The 12,745-nt window shown below is 70.4% G+C and carries 14 protein-coding genes; 7 read left to right on the plus strand and 7 right to left on the minus strand.

Annotation, left to right across the window (positions count from 1 at the left end):
* Positions 1 to 37 precede the first annotated feature (37 nt).
* Complete coding sequence (locus ABZ382_RS04095; RefSeq protein WP_357083634.1) at positions 38 to 733, plus strand: FCD domain-containing protein; 696 nt, start codon at positions 38 to 40, stop codon at positions 731 to 733.
* Here the strand turns inward: ABZ382_RS04095 and ABZ382_RS04100 are convergent.
* Positions 714 to 1,697 (minus strand): helix-turn-helix domain-containing protein, encoded by a 984-nt coding sequence (locus ABZ382_RS04100; protein WP_357083636.1) that lies wholly within the window; start codon positions 1,695 to 1,697, stop codon positions 714 to 716. The two genes, ABZ382_RS04095 and ABZ382_RS04100, sit on opposite strands and share 20 nt — an antisense overlap.
* Before the next feature lie 69 nt (positions 1,698 to 1,766).
* Between ABZ382_RS04100 and ABZ382_RS04105 the strand changes: the two genes are divergently transcribed.
* The gene (locus ABZ382_RS04105) at positions 1,767 to 2,735 is read left to right on the plus strand and encodes an NADP-dependent oxidoreductase (RefSeq protein ID WP_357083639.1); all 969 of its coding nucleotides are present in this window, start codon (positions 1,767 to 1,769) and stop codon (positions 2,733 to 2,735) included.
* A 51-nt stretch (positions 2,736 to 2,786) separates the two neighbouring features.
* On the opposite strand, the gene ruvB is transcribed toward ABZ382_RS04105, so the two are convergent.
* The 5 genes from ruvB to pdxT form a co-directional block, all read right to left on the minus strand.
* The gene (gene ruvB / locus ABZ382_RS04110) at positions 2,787 to 3,890 is read right to left on the minus strand and encodes a Holliday junction branch migration DNA helicase RuvB (RefSeq protein WP_357083642.1); all 1,104 of its coding nucleotides are present in this window, start codon (positions 3,888 to 3,890) and stop codon (positions 2,787 to 2,789) included.
* Positions 3,891 to 3,896: 6 nt separating this feature from the next.
* The gene (gene ruvA, locus ABZ382_RS04115) at positions 3,897 to 4,502 is read right to left on the minus strand and encodes a Holliday junction branch migration protein RuvA (RefSeq protein ID WP_357083645.1); all 606 of its coding nucleotides are present in this window, start codon (positions 4,500 to 4,502) and stop codon (positions 3,897 to 3,899) included.
* Entirely contained in the window at positions 4,499 to 5,116 is a 618-nt protein-coding gene (gene ruvC, locus ABZ382_RS04120) for a crossover junction endodeoxyribonuclease RuvC (RefSeq protein ID WP_357083648.1), read from the minus strand. The genes ruvA and ruvC overlap by 4 nt, the downstream gene beginning before the upstream one ends.
* Before the next feature lie 171 nt (positions 5,117 to 5,287).
* Positions 5,288 to 6,040: a YebC/PmpR family DNA-binding transcriptional regulator gene (locus tag ABZ382_RS04125; protein WP_357083651.1), complete on the minus strand. Its 753-nt coding sequence runs from the start codon at positions 6,038 to 6,040 to the stop codon at positions 5,288 to 5,290.
* Between the two features lie 53 nt (positions 6,041 to 6,093).
* On the minus strand, positions 6,094 to 6,717 hold the full coding sequence (gene pdxT / locus ABZ382_RS04130) for a pyridoxal 5'-phosphate synthase glutaminase subunit PdxT (RefSeq protein WP_357084054.1): 624 nt from the start codon (positions 6,715 to 6,717) through the stop codon (positions 6,094 to 6,096).
* Between the two features lie 94 nt (positions 6,718 to 6,811).
* Here pdxT and ABZ382_RS04135 point away from each other — a divergent pair, with 94 nt between their 5' ends.
* A complete protein-coding gene (locus ABZ382_RS04135) occupies positions 6,812 to 8,665 on the plus strand; it encodes an APC family permease (protein ID WP_357083653.1) in 1,854 nt (617 codons plus the stop codon).
* Positions 8,666 to 8,725: 60 nt separating this feature from the next.
* Here the strand turns inward: ABZ382_RS04135 and ABZ382_RS04140 are convergent, their stop codons facing one another.
* Positions 8,726 to 9,577 (minus strand): acyl-CoA thioesterase II, encoded by an 852-nt coding sequence (locus ABZ382_RS04140; RefSeq protein ID WP_357083656.1) that lies wholly within the window; start codon positions 9,575 to 9,577, stop codon positions 8,726 to 8,728.
* An 89-nt stretch (positions 9,578 to 9,666) separates the two neighbouring features.
* Here ABZ382_RS04140 and ABZ382_RS04145 point away from each other — a divergent pair, with 89 nt between their 5' ends.
* The 4 genes from ABZ382_RS04145 to ABZ382_RS04160 all read left to right on the plus strand — a co-directional run bounded on the left by ABZ382_RS04145 (position 9,667) and on the right by ABZ382_RS04160 (position 12,682).
* Positions 9,667 to 9,858 (plus strand): hypothetical protein, encoded by a 192-nt coding sequence (locus ABZ382_RS04145; RefSeq protein ID WP_357083659.1) that lies wholly within the window; start codon positions 9,667 to 9,669, stop codon positions 9,856 to 9,858.
* A gap of 21 nt (positions 9,859 to 9,879) precedes the next feature.
* Positions 9,880 to 11,082 carry a saccharopine dehydrogenase NADP-binding domain-containing protein gene (locus ABZ382_RS04150; protein WP_357083662.1) on the plus strand — a complete coding sequence of 401 codons (1,203 nt, stop codon included), beginning with the start codon at positions 9,880 to 9,882 and terminating at the stop codon, positions 11,080 to 11,082.
* Positions 11,083 to 11,084: 2 nt separating this feature from the next.
* Complete coding sequence (locus ABZ382_RS04155) at positions 11,085 to 11,957, plus strand: PaaX family transcriptional regulator C-terminal domain-containing protein (RefSeq protein WP_357083665.1); 873 nt, start codon at positions 11,085 to 11,087, stop codon at positions 11,955 to 11,957.
* 113 nt (positions 11,958 to 12,070) lie between these two features.
* Complete coding sequence (locus ABZ382_RS04160) at positions 12,071 to 12,682, plus strand: hypothetical protein (RefSeq protein WP_357083668.1); 612 nt, start codon at positions 12,071 to 12,073, stop codon at positions 12,680 to 12,682.
* Positions 12,683 to 12,745 lie beyond the last annotated feature (63 nt).

The raw sequence follows: 12,745 nt of genomic DNA on the forward strand, positions 1-12,745 counted from the left end.
GAAATGGTCTGCCCGGGAAGGGATTTAGACTCGGGGCGTGACGGCATCGATTCCGCCGCTCCGCCGGCGCGCACGCAGCGTCAGCGCGGAGGTCGCGGCGCACCTGGAGGGTTTGATCACCAGCGGGGAACTGCGGGCCGGGGATCGGCTGCCGCCGGAACGGGAGCTGGCGGCCGGGTTGAGCGTGTCGCGGTCCTCGTTGCGGCAGGCCATGTTCGAGCTGGAATCCAAGCAGCTCATCGAACGCCGTCAGGGCCGGGGCAGCACCGTCACCGAGAACCCGCGCCGGGCAGGTGATCTCGCGGGCGGGCTCGCGGACCTCGATATCGAGCTCGGCCACGCCACCGAACTCCGCGACCTGGTGGAACCGCGGATCGCCGAGCTGGCCGCCCTGCGCGCCGTCGAATCCAACCTGCTGTCGCTCGACGATGTCCTGGCCCGCTCCAGTGACTCACTCTCCCCCGCCGAATCCCTGCGCCTCGATATCGAATTCCACACCCTCCTCGCCCGCGCCGCGCAGAACCCCCTGCTGGTGACCCTCTGCGCCATGACCACCGACTGGACCCGCCGCACCCGCGCGCTCTCCCACCGCACCCGCCACGCCCGCGCCCTGTCCATAGACGGCCACCACCGCATCTACGCCGCGGTCGCGGCCCACGACGGACCGGGTGCGGCCGCGGCGATGGAACAGCACCTGCGTGAGGTCCGCGAGGTCAGCCGCCCACGCCGGTGAGCACCGCCTCGCTCCGGAAGGTGCGGCGATAGGCCAGCGGCGCGACGCCGATCGCCTCGTGCAGGTGCTGCCGCAGCGAGGCGCCGGTCGCGAAACCGACCTCACCGGCGATCCGGTCCACGGAAAGCTCTGTGGATTCGAGTAGTTCGCGCGCCCGGAACACGCGCTGCTGAATCAGCCACCGGCCGGGACTCATCCCGACCTCGTCGCGGAAACGGCGCGCGAAAGTGCGGCCGCTCATGCGTGCCCGATCGGCCAGGTCGGCCATGGTCAGTGGTCGGTGCAGGTTCTCCAGTGCCCACTGCCGGGCTTCGGCGGTGCCCGCGGCCGTCGGCGGCGGGACCGGCTGTTCGATGAACTGCGCCTGCCCGCCCTCGCGCCACGGCGGGACGACGCAGCGCCGCGCGACGGCGTTCGCGACCTCGCTGCCGTGGTCGCCGCGAATCAGGTGCAGGCACAGGTCGACTCCGGCGGACGCGCCCGCCGAGGTCAGGAGGTCGCCGTCATCGACGTAGAGCACATTGGGGTCGACACGGATGCCGGGGAAGGCTCGCTGGAAGCGGTCGGCGAGGTTCCAGTGGGTGGTGGCCGGCCGGCCGTCGAGCAGTCCGGCCGCGGCGAGCACGACGGCGCCGGTGCAGATGGACACGATTCGCGCACCAGGACGGATCGAGGCCAATGCCGCCGAAACAGCCTGCGGCAGGCCCTGTTCCAGGATCGGAGTCACATCGCACGGCGGAATCACCACGGTGTCCGCGGTTTCCAGCACGCGCGCATCGTGCGCGACCGCGATATCGAAGTCCGAGCTGCTGCGCACCGGTCGCCCGTCGAGCGAGCAGGTGATCACCCGGTACCGCCCGTCCGCGGTCCCGAACACCCGGTTCGGAATGCCGAGCTCGAACGGATACACCCCGTCGAGCGCCAGCACCACCACGGTATGCGGCCGAGCAACCTCCGACTCCATGGCACGATCCTATCGAATAATGGCGATCATGCCATTTACTGGATCGGCTCCTTTCGGCATGCTGAGGGCATGAGCGACAAGGGCTACACCCTCCCCACCACCATGACGGCCATCGGACAGGACGTGCTCGGCGGTCCCGAGGTCCTGCACGAGGTGAAAGTGCCGGTGCCGCAGCCCGGTCCGAGCGAGCTGCTGGTCCGGGTTCGCGCCACCGCGTTGAACCCGACCGACTGGGCGCACCGCGCCCGCGCAGGCCTGTTCCTGCCCGCACCCCCGTACGTGCTGGGCTGGGACGTCTCGGGCGAGGTCGTCGCCACCGGCGTCGGCGTCACCCTGTTCGAGCCCGGTGACGAAGTGTTCGGCATGCTGCCGTACCCGCACGGGCACGGCGCGGCGGCCGAATTCGTCACCGCACCGGCCCGCGCGTTCGCCCGCAAGCCCGCCAATCTGGGGCACCCGGAGGCCGCCGCGATCCCGCTGGCCGCCCTGACCGCCTACCAAGCCCTGGTCGACACGGCGAACGTCGTGGCCGGGCAGCGGGTCCTGATCCACGCCGCCGCCGGGGGCGTGGGCCACTTCGCCGTACAGATCGCCAAGGCCCGCGGCGCGTACGTGATCGGCACCGCCGGCGCCGCCAATCACGATTTCCTGCGGAGCATCGGCGCGGACGAGGTACTCGACTACCGCACCACCGATTTCGCCGAGACGCTGCGTGATATCGACATGGTTCTCGACCCCATCGACGCCGACCACGCGCTGCGCTCACTGCGGACGCTGCGCCCCGGCGGCCTCCTGGTCACGCTGCGCGCCTTGGGCGCCGACCACGTGAAGGCCGCGGCCGAGGAGCTCGGCGTCCGTGCCGCGGTCATGCTCGTCGAGGCCGATCACACGGGCATGGACGCGCTGCGCGAGCTCGCCGAGACCGGTGCGTTGCGGCCCACCCTCGCGGGAGTGTTCCCCCTCGCCGAGGCCGCCGCGGCGCACGCCCTGGGCGAAACCGGCCACACCGTCGGCAAATTGGTTCTCACCGTGGACTGACGGCTCGCGACGCGCACCGGCCGTCCCCGAGACGGCCGGTGCCGCACCGTCCTACGACTCGAACAGGTCCATCTGCGGTTCGTGCCGACGCACCTCGATGGAACCGAAGACCAGGTCCGGGGGCGGGACCAAGCCCAGGTGCTCCCAGGCGGCGGCGGTGGCGATGCGACCGCGGGGTGTGCGGGCCACCAAACCCGCTCGCACCAGGAAGGGTTCGCAGACTTCCTCCACCGTCGTCGATTCCTCGCCGACCGCGACGGCCAGGGTCGATACGCCCACCGGGCCGCCGTTGAAGCTGCGGATGAGGGCGCTCAGGACGGCGCGGTCGAGGCGGTCGAGGCCGAGCGAGTCGACGTCGTACACCGCCAGTGCGGCATGGGCGATTTCGGGAGTGACGAGGCCGTCGGCCTTGACTTCCGCGTAGTCGCGGACGCGGCGCAGCAGGCGGTTGGCGATACGCGGCGTCCCGCGGGAACGTCCGGCGATCTCGGCGGCCGCGTCGGATTCCAGGCGCACGCCCAGGATTCGGGCCGAGCGTTCGAGGATCTGCTGCAGTTCGAGCGGCTCGTAGAAGTCCATGTGGCCGGTGAAACCGAACCGGTCACGCAGCGGGCCGGTCAGCGCGCCCGAGCGGGTGGTCGCGCCGACCAGGGTGAACGGGGCGATGTCGAGGGGAATCGAGGTGGCGCCGGGGCCTTTGCCGACCACCACGTCGACGCGGAAGTCCTCCATCGCGAGGTACAGCATTTCCTCGGCGGGGCGGGCCATGCGGTGGATCTCGTCGATGAACAGGACGTCGCCCTCGACCAGATTGCTGAGCATGGCAGCCAGATCGCCGGCGCGTTCCAGGGCGGGGCCGGAAGTGAGGCGCAGGGCGGTGCCGAGCTCACCGGCGATGATCATGGCCATACTCGTCTTGCCCAGTCCCGGTGGGCCCGAGAGCAAGACGTGGTCGGGGGTCCCGCCGCGCAGTTTCGCGCCGCGCAGCACCAGGGCCAGCTGTTCGCGCACCCGCGGCTGGCCGATGAAGTCGTCGAGCGACTTCGGGCGCAGACTGGCCTCGATCTCGCCGTCGGACTGCAGATAGCTCGCGGTGACGCTGGATTCGTCCGCGTCGAAGTCCGCGTCGTCGAAGTCGTCGAAATCCTCTGCCATGACCGGTTATCGATTCTTGCCGAGCAGGCCCAGCGCCGTGCGCAGCGCCTGGGAAGTACCGATGCCGGGTTCGTCGGCGAGTACCGCGTCGACCGCGCCCTCGGCCTGCCGGGCCGGGAAGCCGAGCCCGATGAGCGCGTCCACCACCTGCTCGCGCACCGGCGTGACCATGGGCGCGGGACCCGATCCGGGCGGACCGGACTGCACCGGAACCAGATTCACCTTGTCGCGCAGCTCCACCACCATGCGCTCGGCGCCCCGCTTGCCGACCCCGGGCACCCGGGTCAGCGCGGTCACGTTCGATTCCGCGAGCGCCTTGCGCAGCGCCTCGGGCTCCAGCACCGCGAGCACCGCCATGGCCAGCTTCGGGCCGACGCCGGACACGGTCTGCAACAGCCCGAACAACTCTCGCGCCTCGGTGTCGGCGAAGCCGAACAGCGTCATGGAGTCCTCGCGCACGATCATGGTCGTGTAGAGGCGGGAATCCTCGCCGCGGGTCAATCCGGCCAGGGTCGCCGGGGTGGCGTTGAGCCGGTAGCCGACCCCCGCCGCCTCGATCACCACATGGTCGAGCCCGATCTCGAGCACCTCGCCGCGCACCGACGCGATCACCGCGTTACCGCCTTCCGATTCGGAGATTCACCACGCTGGGAACCAGCAGTACGGCCGTTACCGCGTTGCTGGGCAAGCCTTTCCTCGTACAGCCGCCGCTGCCGCTCGGCCATCGCCTCCGCCTTGGCCATGCGATCCAGCATGGGCGCACGCCAGCAATGGCAGATGGCCAGGGCGAGCGCGTCGGCGGCGTCGGCGGGTTTCGGCGCGACGGACAGCCCGAGGATACGGGTCACCATCGCGGTCACTTGCGCCTTGTCCGCCGAACCGTTGCCGGTGACCGCCGCCTTCACCTGCGACGGGGTGTGGAAGTGCACCGGGATGCCGCGGCGTGCGGCCGCGAGGGCGATCACGCCGCCCGCCTGCGCGGTGGCCATGGCGGTGCGGACATTGTTCTGGGAGAAGACCCGTTCGATGGCGACGACTTCGGGCCGGTGCTTGTCCATCCAGGCCTCGGCGGCGTCGGAGACCTGCAGAAGCCGTTGCGCCAGATCCATTTCCGGCGGGGTGCGCACCACGCCGACCTCCAGCATGGACACCTGCCGCCCGAGCGTGCCGACCACCATGGACAGACCGCACCGGGTGAGCCCGGGGTCGACGCCCATCACCCGCACCGAAACCCCTCTCACCGTGAACGAACAACTGTTCGAGAGTCTAACGGACCCCCGCCGCGACATTGTCCATCGACACGGCTGGTCGGGGACCGGATCCAGCGCTCGCACCCCGGAAACGCGACGCGGGCCGCCTCCCGGGAAGGGAAGCGGCCCGCGTCGTGAAAGCTGACGTCAGGCGTCGAGCTCGGCCAGCACCTCGTCGCTGATGTCGACATTGGTGTAGACGTTCTGGACATCGTCGCTGTCCTCGAGCGCGTCGACCAGCTTGAACACCTTGCGGGCCAGGTCCACGTCCGCCGGGACGGTGACCGACGGCTGGAAGCCGGACTCGGCGGAGGTGTAGTCGATGCCGGCCTTCTGCAGCGCGCTGCGCACCGCGATCATGTCGCTCGGCTCGGAGATCACCTCGAACTCGTCGCCCAGGTCGTTGATCTCCTCGGCGCCCGCGTCGAGCACCACATCGAGGATGTCGTCCTCGGACTGCCCGGCCTTGTCCAGCACCACGACGCCCTTGCGGGAGAACAGGTACGACACCGAACCGACGTCGGCCATATTGCCGCCGTTGCGGGTGACGGCCAGACGCACCTCGCCGGCCGCGCGGTTGCGATTGTCGGTGAGGCATTCGATCAGCAGAGCGACACCACTGGGGCCGTAGCCCTCGTACATGATGGTCTGCCAGTCCGCGCCGCCCGCCTCTTCACCGCCGCCGCGCTTGCGCGCGCGCTCGATGTTGTCGTTGGGCACCGACGACTTCTTCGCCTTCTGGATGGCGTCGTACAGCGTCGGGTTGCCGTCCGGGTCACTACCACCGGTGCGGGCCGCCACCTCGATGTTCTTGATCAACTTGGCGAAGAGCTTGCCGCGCTTCGCGTCGATCCCGGCCTTCTTGTGCTTGGTGGTGGCCCATTTGGAGTGGCCGCTCATTCCCTACTTCCTCGTTTCAGGGGGCTGAATGGTTTCCGACATTCGAGCGTACGTCAGACCCCGGCGCGCGGACGCACCGCGGTGTCGACGAACAGCTTGTGGACCCGCAGATCGCCGGTTACCTCCGGATGGAAGGACGTGGCGATGACATTGCCCTGCCGCACCGCCACGATCCGGCCCGCGGCCGGACCCGACGGCACCCGCGCCAGCACCTCGACGCCGTCACCGGCCCGCTCCACCCACGGCGCGCGGATGAACACCGCCCGCACCGGGCCGTCGGTGAGGCCCGCGAAGTCCAGATCGGTCTCGAACGAGTCGACCTGACGGCCGAAGGCATTGCGGCGCACCGTCATATCGATGCCGTGCAGGGCCTGCATGTCCGGGCGGGTGTCGAGCACCTCCGAGGCCAGCAGGATCATGCCCGCGCACGACCCGTAGGCGGGCAGGCCGTCGCGCAGCCGCTGCCGCAGCGGTTCCAGCAGCTCGAAGACTTCCAGCAGTTTGCTGATGGTGGTGGATTCGCCACCGGGGATGACCAGTCCGTCGACGGCGGCGAGCTCGGATTCCCGGCGCACCGGGACCGCCCGCGCATCACAGGCCTCGAGAGCGTGCAGGTGTTCGCGCACATCGCCCTGCAGGGCCAGCACACCAATCGTCGGTTTCACGCCGTCGAGCATACGTTTGCCGGGGTGTGTGGCCCTGCTCACCCAAGGCGTCAGGGTTTCGTCAGGACGAGTGTCCGCTCGGCGATTCGGGAGAACACTCGCGCAGGTGACTGATGTTCTTCCGCAAACCCCGCCCGGCCCGCGCGGTGGAGTCGACGCTCCGCCGCCGCGGTCCGGGCGTACCCCAGCCCAGCCGTGGCGCGGGCACACCGATTCCCCCGGCGGGCTCACCGTCGCGACGGGGCTGGCCGGGCTCTCGCTCGACGCCATGGCCTCGGTCGCCTACGGCCCCGAGGCGATCGTGCTGGTGCTGGCCGCGGCGGGCGCGGCCGGACTGGGCTTCACCCTGCCGGTGACCCTGGCCATCGTGGTGTTGCTGGCCGTGCTCATCGCCTCCTACCGCCAGGTGATCGCCGCCTTCCCGAACGGCGGCGGCGCGTACGCGGTGGCGAAAGCGCGGCTGGGACGGCGGACCAGCCTGGTCGCCGCAGCGTCACTGATCGTGGATTACGTCCTCAATGTCGCGGTCTCCATCGCCGCGGGCGTAGCGGCGCTGACCTCCGCGTTCCCCACGCTGTTCGAGTACACGCCATGGATCTGCCTGGCCGTGCTGGCGGGGATCACGGTGCTCAATCTCTACGGCATCCGCGAGAGCGCCCGCGCGTTCATGCTCCCGACGGTCGTCTTCGTATGCGGCATCCTCACCGTGATCGTCGCGGGCCTGCTGCGGTCCGAACCCGCCACCGTCGCCACCGGTACGGCCGTCGCCGAGAACGCGCGCACCATTGGAATCCTGTTGCTGCTCAAGGCTTTCTCCAGCGGATGCGCGGCCCTTACCGGGGTGGAGGCCATCGCCAACGCCGTGCCTTCCTTCGCTCAGCCCAAGGTCAAGCGCGCGCAGCGGGCCGAGGTCGCGCTGGGCGTGCTGCTGGGCGTCATGCTGATCGGTCTGGCCGCGCTGATCGGCAAGTTCGCCATTCACCCGATCGAGGGCACCACCGTGCTGTCGCAGCTGACCGAGGCGGCGCTGGGTCACGGAATCGGCTACTACATCGTGCAATTCGCGACCGTCGTGCTGCTGGCGCTGGCGGCCAACACCTCCTACGGCGGGCTGCCGACCCTGACCAAGATCCTGGCCGACGACAACTGCCTGCCGCATCGGTTCGCGGTGAGCTCGCCGCGGCAGGTGTACCGGTTCGGCGTACTCGCGCTGGGTGTTTCGTCCGCGGTGCTGCTGATCGCCTCGCGCGGCAATATGAATGCCCTGGTGCCGTTGTTCGCGATCGGCGTGTTCGTGGGCTTCACCATCGCCCAGGTCGGCATGGTGCGGCACTGGCTGGGCGTGCGCACCGCGGGCTGGCGGTGGCGCGCGGCACTCAACGGGTTCGGCGCGATCCTCACTTGTGTGGCGCTGATCGTCACCACCGCAATGAAATTCACCGAAGGCGCGTGGCTGATCGTGGTGGTGCTGCCGCTGCTGGTGGCGGCCATGGAGAAGATCCGCGCCACCTACACCCGCATCGACGGCTGCCGGGGCGCGGGCTGTGTCCCCGCCGAGCCCAAGGCCACCGAGACCGCCATCGTGGTCCCGGTGTCGGAGGTGTCCGAGCTCAGCCGTGAGGCGCTCTCGGCGGCGATGTCGCTGGGCCGGGACGTGACCGCGGTGCACGTGTGCCTGCCGGGGGAGAACATCACCGTCTTCACCAAGGAATGGGAGACCTGGCATCCGGACGTGCGTCTGGTGCTGCTCGAGGACGGCGGTCACACCGTGGGCGGCCCGGTGGCGCGCTACGTCGCCGACAACTTCGCCGGCCGCCGCAAGGTGGTGGTGATCGCGGAGGTCGAGCCGCCCGCGGGCTGGAATCACGTGCTGCCCAGCCATCGCAGCGACGAGCTGGAGCGGGTGCTGCGCAAGATGAACGACACCGTGGTCTGCCACCTGCGGGTGCAGATCGCCTGACCTCGAAACCACGGGCGCGCCGCCGGATTCCACCGGCGGCGCGCTCGATTCGTCTGTGGCTCAGGCGGTTCCGGGCGGGTACGACTGCGCCTGCGGATCCTTCAGGGTGCGGGTCAGCCCCTCCTGCATGACGACCGCCACCAGTTCCCCGGCCTGGTTCCAGATCCGTCCCCCGGTCAGCGCCCGGCCGGCGCCCGCCGACGGCGACTGCTGGTCGTAGAGCAGCCAGTCGTCGGCGCGGAACGGGCGCAGGAACCACATGGCGTGGTCGAGCGAGGCGTTCTGGGTGGGCTCGTCGGGGTGGATGACCTTCGAGGAGCCGAGCAGGGTCATATCGCTCATGTAGGCGAGCGTGCACACGTGGAACAGCGGGTCGTCGGGCAGCGCGTGCCGGTAGCGGAACCACACCTGCTGCTGGGCGGCCAGGCCGCCGCGGCGGTCCACCTCGTCCTGCGGGATGGTGCGGATGTCCCAGTGCTCCCATTCGCGCATGGCCCACAGCCGTTCCGGGCTCATGGACTCCTTGGCGTCGGGCAGGTCCGACGGCGGCGGCACGGTCGGCATCTCGTCCTGATGCTCCGGCCCCTCGTCGCCCACATGGAACGAGGCGGACATGGTGAAGATGGCCTCACCGTTCTGCACCCCGGTCACCCGGCGGGTGCAGAAGGAGCGGCCCTCCCGGATGCGTTCCACCATGTAGACGGTGGGCCGCTCCGGGTTCCCGGGCCGCAGGAAGTACCCGTGTAGCGAATGCACCTGATAGTGCGGATCCACCGTGCGCACAGCCGCCACCAGCGCCTGTCCGGCCACCTGCCCGCCGAACGTGCGCGGCAGCTGCGTCTTGGTGGACGCGCCGCGGAAGATGTCGCGTTCGAGTTGCTCGATTTCGAGCGCCTCTTCGATCGTCGCCATGCACCCGTCCCTTCGCGTTTGTCCCGCTCAGGCTAACAACCCGGCAAATCTATCGAATTGTAGACGTCCGTTTCTGATACGATAGTTTTATGTCCTGGAAGCGCCGCCTCCTGATCGCCGCAAGTTGCGTTGCCGCCCTGGTGGTGTCAGCCGGCGGATGGGTGATCGTCCAGCACGACTTCGCCTTCCGCGAACAACGGGTCACCATCACCGGCGGCGCGCAGCCCCTGCAGGGCACGCTCGCGGTGCCGAAGCGCGAGTACGCCGCCGGCTTCCACTGATCCGCAGTACAGGAGTACGTCATGAGAGTTCTGGCCTTGGGCGCGGCGGGCGCGATGGGCGCGGCCGCCGTCGAGACCGCGGTGCGGCTGCTGGGCGTCGAGCGCGTCGAGATCGCCGACCGTGATGGCGACGCCGCCGCGGCCGCGGCCCGGCGACTGGCGGGCGCGCCGGTGCCGGTGACCGCGCGCACGCTCGACGTCACCGACGATCACGCACTGCGCCAGGCGCTTTCGCACGCCGATCTGGTGCTCAACACCGTCGGCCCCTACTACCGCTTCGGCCGCACCGTGCTGCGCGCCGCGATCGAGACGGGCACGCACTATCTCGATATCTGCGACGACTGGGAGCCGACGGTCGACATGCTCGATCTCGATCCGCACGCGCGGGCGGCCGGCGTCTGCGCGATCGTGGGCATGGGGGCGAGCCCCGGTGTCAGCAATCTGCTCGCCGCACTGGCGGGGGCCGAGCTCGACACCGTGTTCGACGCGTATACCGCGTGGCCGGTGGATGTTCCGGGCGCGGGCGCGGAGGACGCGCTCGCCACCGCCGGCCCGCCCAGCGCGGCGGCCGTGCACTGGATGCAGCAGTTCAGCGGCACCATCTCCACGGTGGCCGCCGGGCGGCTGACCGCGCAGCCCCCGCTGCGCGCGGTGGAGCTCACCCTGCCCGGCGGGCGGCGCGGCACCGCCTACACGGTCGGCCACCCCGAGCCGATCACGTTGCAGCGCAGTCTGAAACCGCTCGGCGACGCCGCCAACCTCATGGTGATCACCCCGTTCACCCTCGCCTACCTCGACGTGTTGCGCCGGGACATCGACGCGGGCGTGCTCACCGCCGAGACCGCCGCCGAGCAGCTGGTGCGCCCCACCCTGGGACGCATCGCCCGATCCGTGCCGACCGCCGTCCGAACCCGCGGACCGGGCAACCTGCCGCCGTTCTTCGCCGCGCTCTCGGGGACCCGCGACGGCCACGAATACCGGGTGCTGGCGCACCTCGGCCGCTCCGGCGACGAGTCCATCGGTACGCTCTTCGACGATATGGCGCGCGCGACCGGAATCCCCTTGGCCCTGGGCATGTCCCAGGTCATCGACGGCACCGCCCGCCGGCCCGGCGTGCATCCGCCCGAAGCGGTCATCGACCCCGAACGGTTCTTCCAGGAGCTGGGCCGCGAATTCGGCAGCGCCGGGCCGATGGTCTCGATCGAGCGGGAACGGGTGGGGTGAGCATGCAGGATCCGACTCCGGCGACGGAGATCTCGACCCGGACCCTCGTGGAGAGCATGATCCGCGAGGACGCCACCATCGACGCGGGCGAGCTGTACGAGGTCGCCGGAACGCTCGGGATGAGCGATCAGCAGGTGCGGCTGTGCATCAAACGGCTGGTGGCCGAAGGGCGTTTCACCCACGAGGGCCGCGGTCGCAAGGCGGTGCTGCGCGCCACCGGCGACACCCTCGACACGATCGAACCCGACCTGGAATACCTGCGGTTCGTCTACGCCCAGGACCGTGGGCAGGTGAGCTGGGACCGCACCTGGCATCTGGCGGCCTTCGCCGTCCCCGAGGCCAACCGGCAGGCGCGCGACGCCATGCGGGAGGCCATCGTGCGCCACGGCGGCGCACCGATCCACGGTGGACTGTATGTGTCCCCGCACGCCTGGGAGGACCGCATCCGTTCGGTCGCGGGCACACTCGGCATCGGCGAGCAGCTCACCACCCTGTCGACGACCGACCTGTCGGTCGGCGGCAGCACCGGGGGCATCGAACTCGCGGCCCGGCTGTGGCCCCTGGACCGGCTCTCCGCCGGGCACGAGCGACTGCGCGCGATCGCCGAGCACACCCTGTCGGCCCTGCGCACCGCGACCGCGGCGCAGCAACTCTCGCTGGCGATCACGCTGGCGACCGAGTTCGACACCGCGCACGACGACGATCCGCTGCTGCCGCCCGACCTGCTCCCCCACCCCTGGCCCGGCGTGACGGCCCGCGCCGCGGCGGCCGCATGCTGGGCGGCACTGGACGCCGCACCCCTGCCGCCGATCCGGCTCTTCCGGTGGTACACGGACACGATCGCCGAGATCACCAGGCCGTCCACCACGCGATAGCCCACAACGACAGGCGCTCCCGCAACGGGTGGACCCCGGCACTGCGCGCTCCACGCCGGCCCGCATCGCCGCCCCCGCGCGAGACGCCGGGAATCCTGCAGCAAGATGGTTTGGTGCCCGATTTCGCCGCCGTGTCCCCCGAAGCGCTGCTCGAGGTCGTCGCCGAGCGCGCCGCGACGGTCCGGGGGTTCGCGGTCGTCGCGGTGGACGGCGCGGACGCGGCCGAACCACTGATCGTGGCGCGCGGGGCCGCTGACCTGCTGCGCGGGCGCGGACGTCCGGCGGAGGTCGTCTCGCTGCACGACTTCGTCCGCCCCGCCTCGGTCCGGCTGGAATACGACCGCGACAGTGAATTCACCTACCGCACAGGCTGGTTCGACTACGCCGCAGTGAACCGCGAAGTCCTGACCTCGCTGCGCGACAACGGCCGCTATCTGCCCGCCCTGTGGAACGAGCACACCGACCGTTCGGCACGCGCCCGCATCCGTGAGGCCGCCGACGGCACCGTGCTCTTCCTCGCCGGGCCCATGCTCCTGGGCCGCGGCCTGGACTTCGATCTGACCGTGGCCCTGCGCATGTCGGAAGGCGCACTGCGCCGGCGCACGGACCCCGCCCAGATGTTCACGGTCGACGGACTGCTCGAATTCCAGCGGGAGCGGGCCGAAACGCCCGATCTGCTGGTGGCCTGGGATCACCCCGACCGCCCGGCCCTGCGGGTCGGCTGAGCCGAGAACCGCCGTCACCGCGCCGATCGACCTGCTGCGCAACGAGTTCGCCACCCGCGGCGT

The sequence above is a fragment of the Nocardia sp. NPDC005825 genome, assembly GCF_040630175.1.
GTDB lineage: Bacteria > Actinomycetota > Actinomycetes > Mycobacteriales > Mycobacteriaceae > Nocardia.

What these genes read in the sequence shown, in the direction of transcription:
- ABZ382_RS04150 (WP_357083662.1), top strand. Translation starts at nt 9,880, where the DNA reads ATGAGAGTTCTGGCCTTGGGCGCGGCGGGCGCGATGGGCGCGGCCGCC.
- ABZ382_RS04145 (WP_357083659.1), top strand. Translation starts at nt 9,667, where the DNA reads ATGTCCTGGAAGCGCCGCCTCCTGATCGCCGCAAGTTGCGTTGCCGCC.
- ABZ382_RS04155 (WP_357083665.1), top strand. Translation starts at nt 11,085, where the DNA reads ATGCAGGATCCGACTCCGGCGACGGAGATCTCGACCCGGACCCTCGTG.
- ABZ382_RS04105 (WP_357083639.1), top strand. Translation starts at nt 1,767, where the DNA reads ATGAGCGACAAGGGCTACACCCTCCCCACCACCATGACGGCCATCGGA.
- ruvB (WP_357083642.1), bottom strand. Translation starts at nt 3,890, where the DNA reads ATGGCAGAGGATTTCGACGACTTCGACGACGCGGACTTCGACGCGGAC.
- ABZ382_RS04100 (WP_357083636.1), bottom strand. Translation starts at nt 1,697, where the DNA reads ATGGAGTCGGAGGTTGCTCGGCCGCATACCGTGGTGGTGCTGGCGCTC.
- ABZ382_RS04140 (WP_357083656.1), bottom strand. Translation starts at nt 9,577, where the DNA reads ATGGCGACGATCGAAGAGGCGCTCGAAATCGAGCAACTCGAACGCGAC.
- ABZ382_RS04125 (WP_357083651.1), bottom strand. Translation starts at nt 6,040, where the DNA reads ATGAGCGGCCACTCCAAATGGGCCACCACCAAGCACAAGAAGGCCGGG.
- pdxT (WP_357084054.1), bottom strand. Translation starts at nt 6,717, where the DNA reads ATGCTCGACGGCGTGAAACCGACGATTGGTGTGCTGGCCCTGCAGGGC.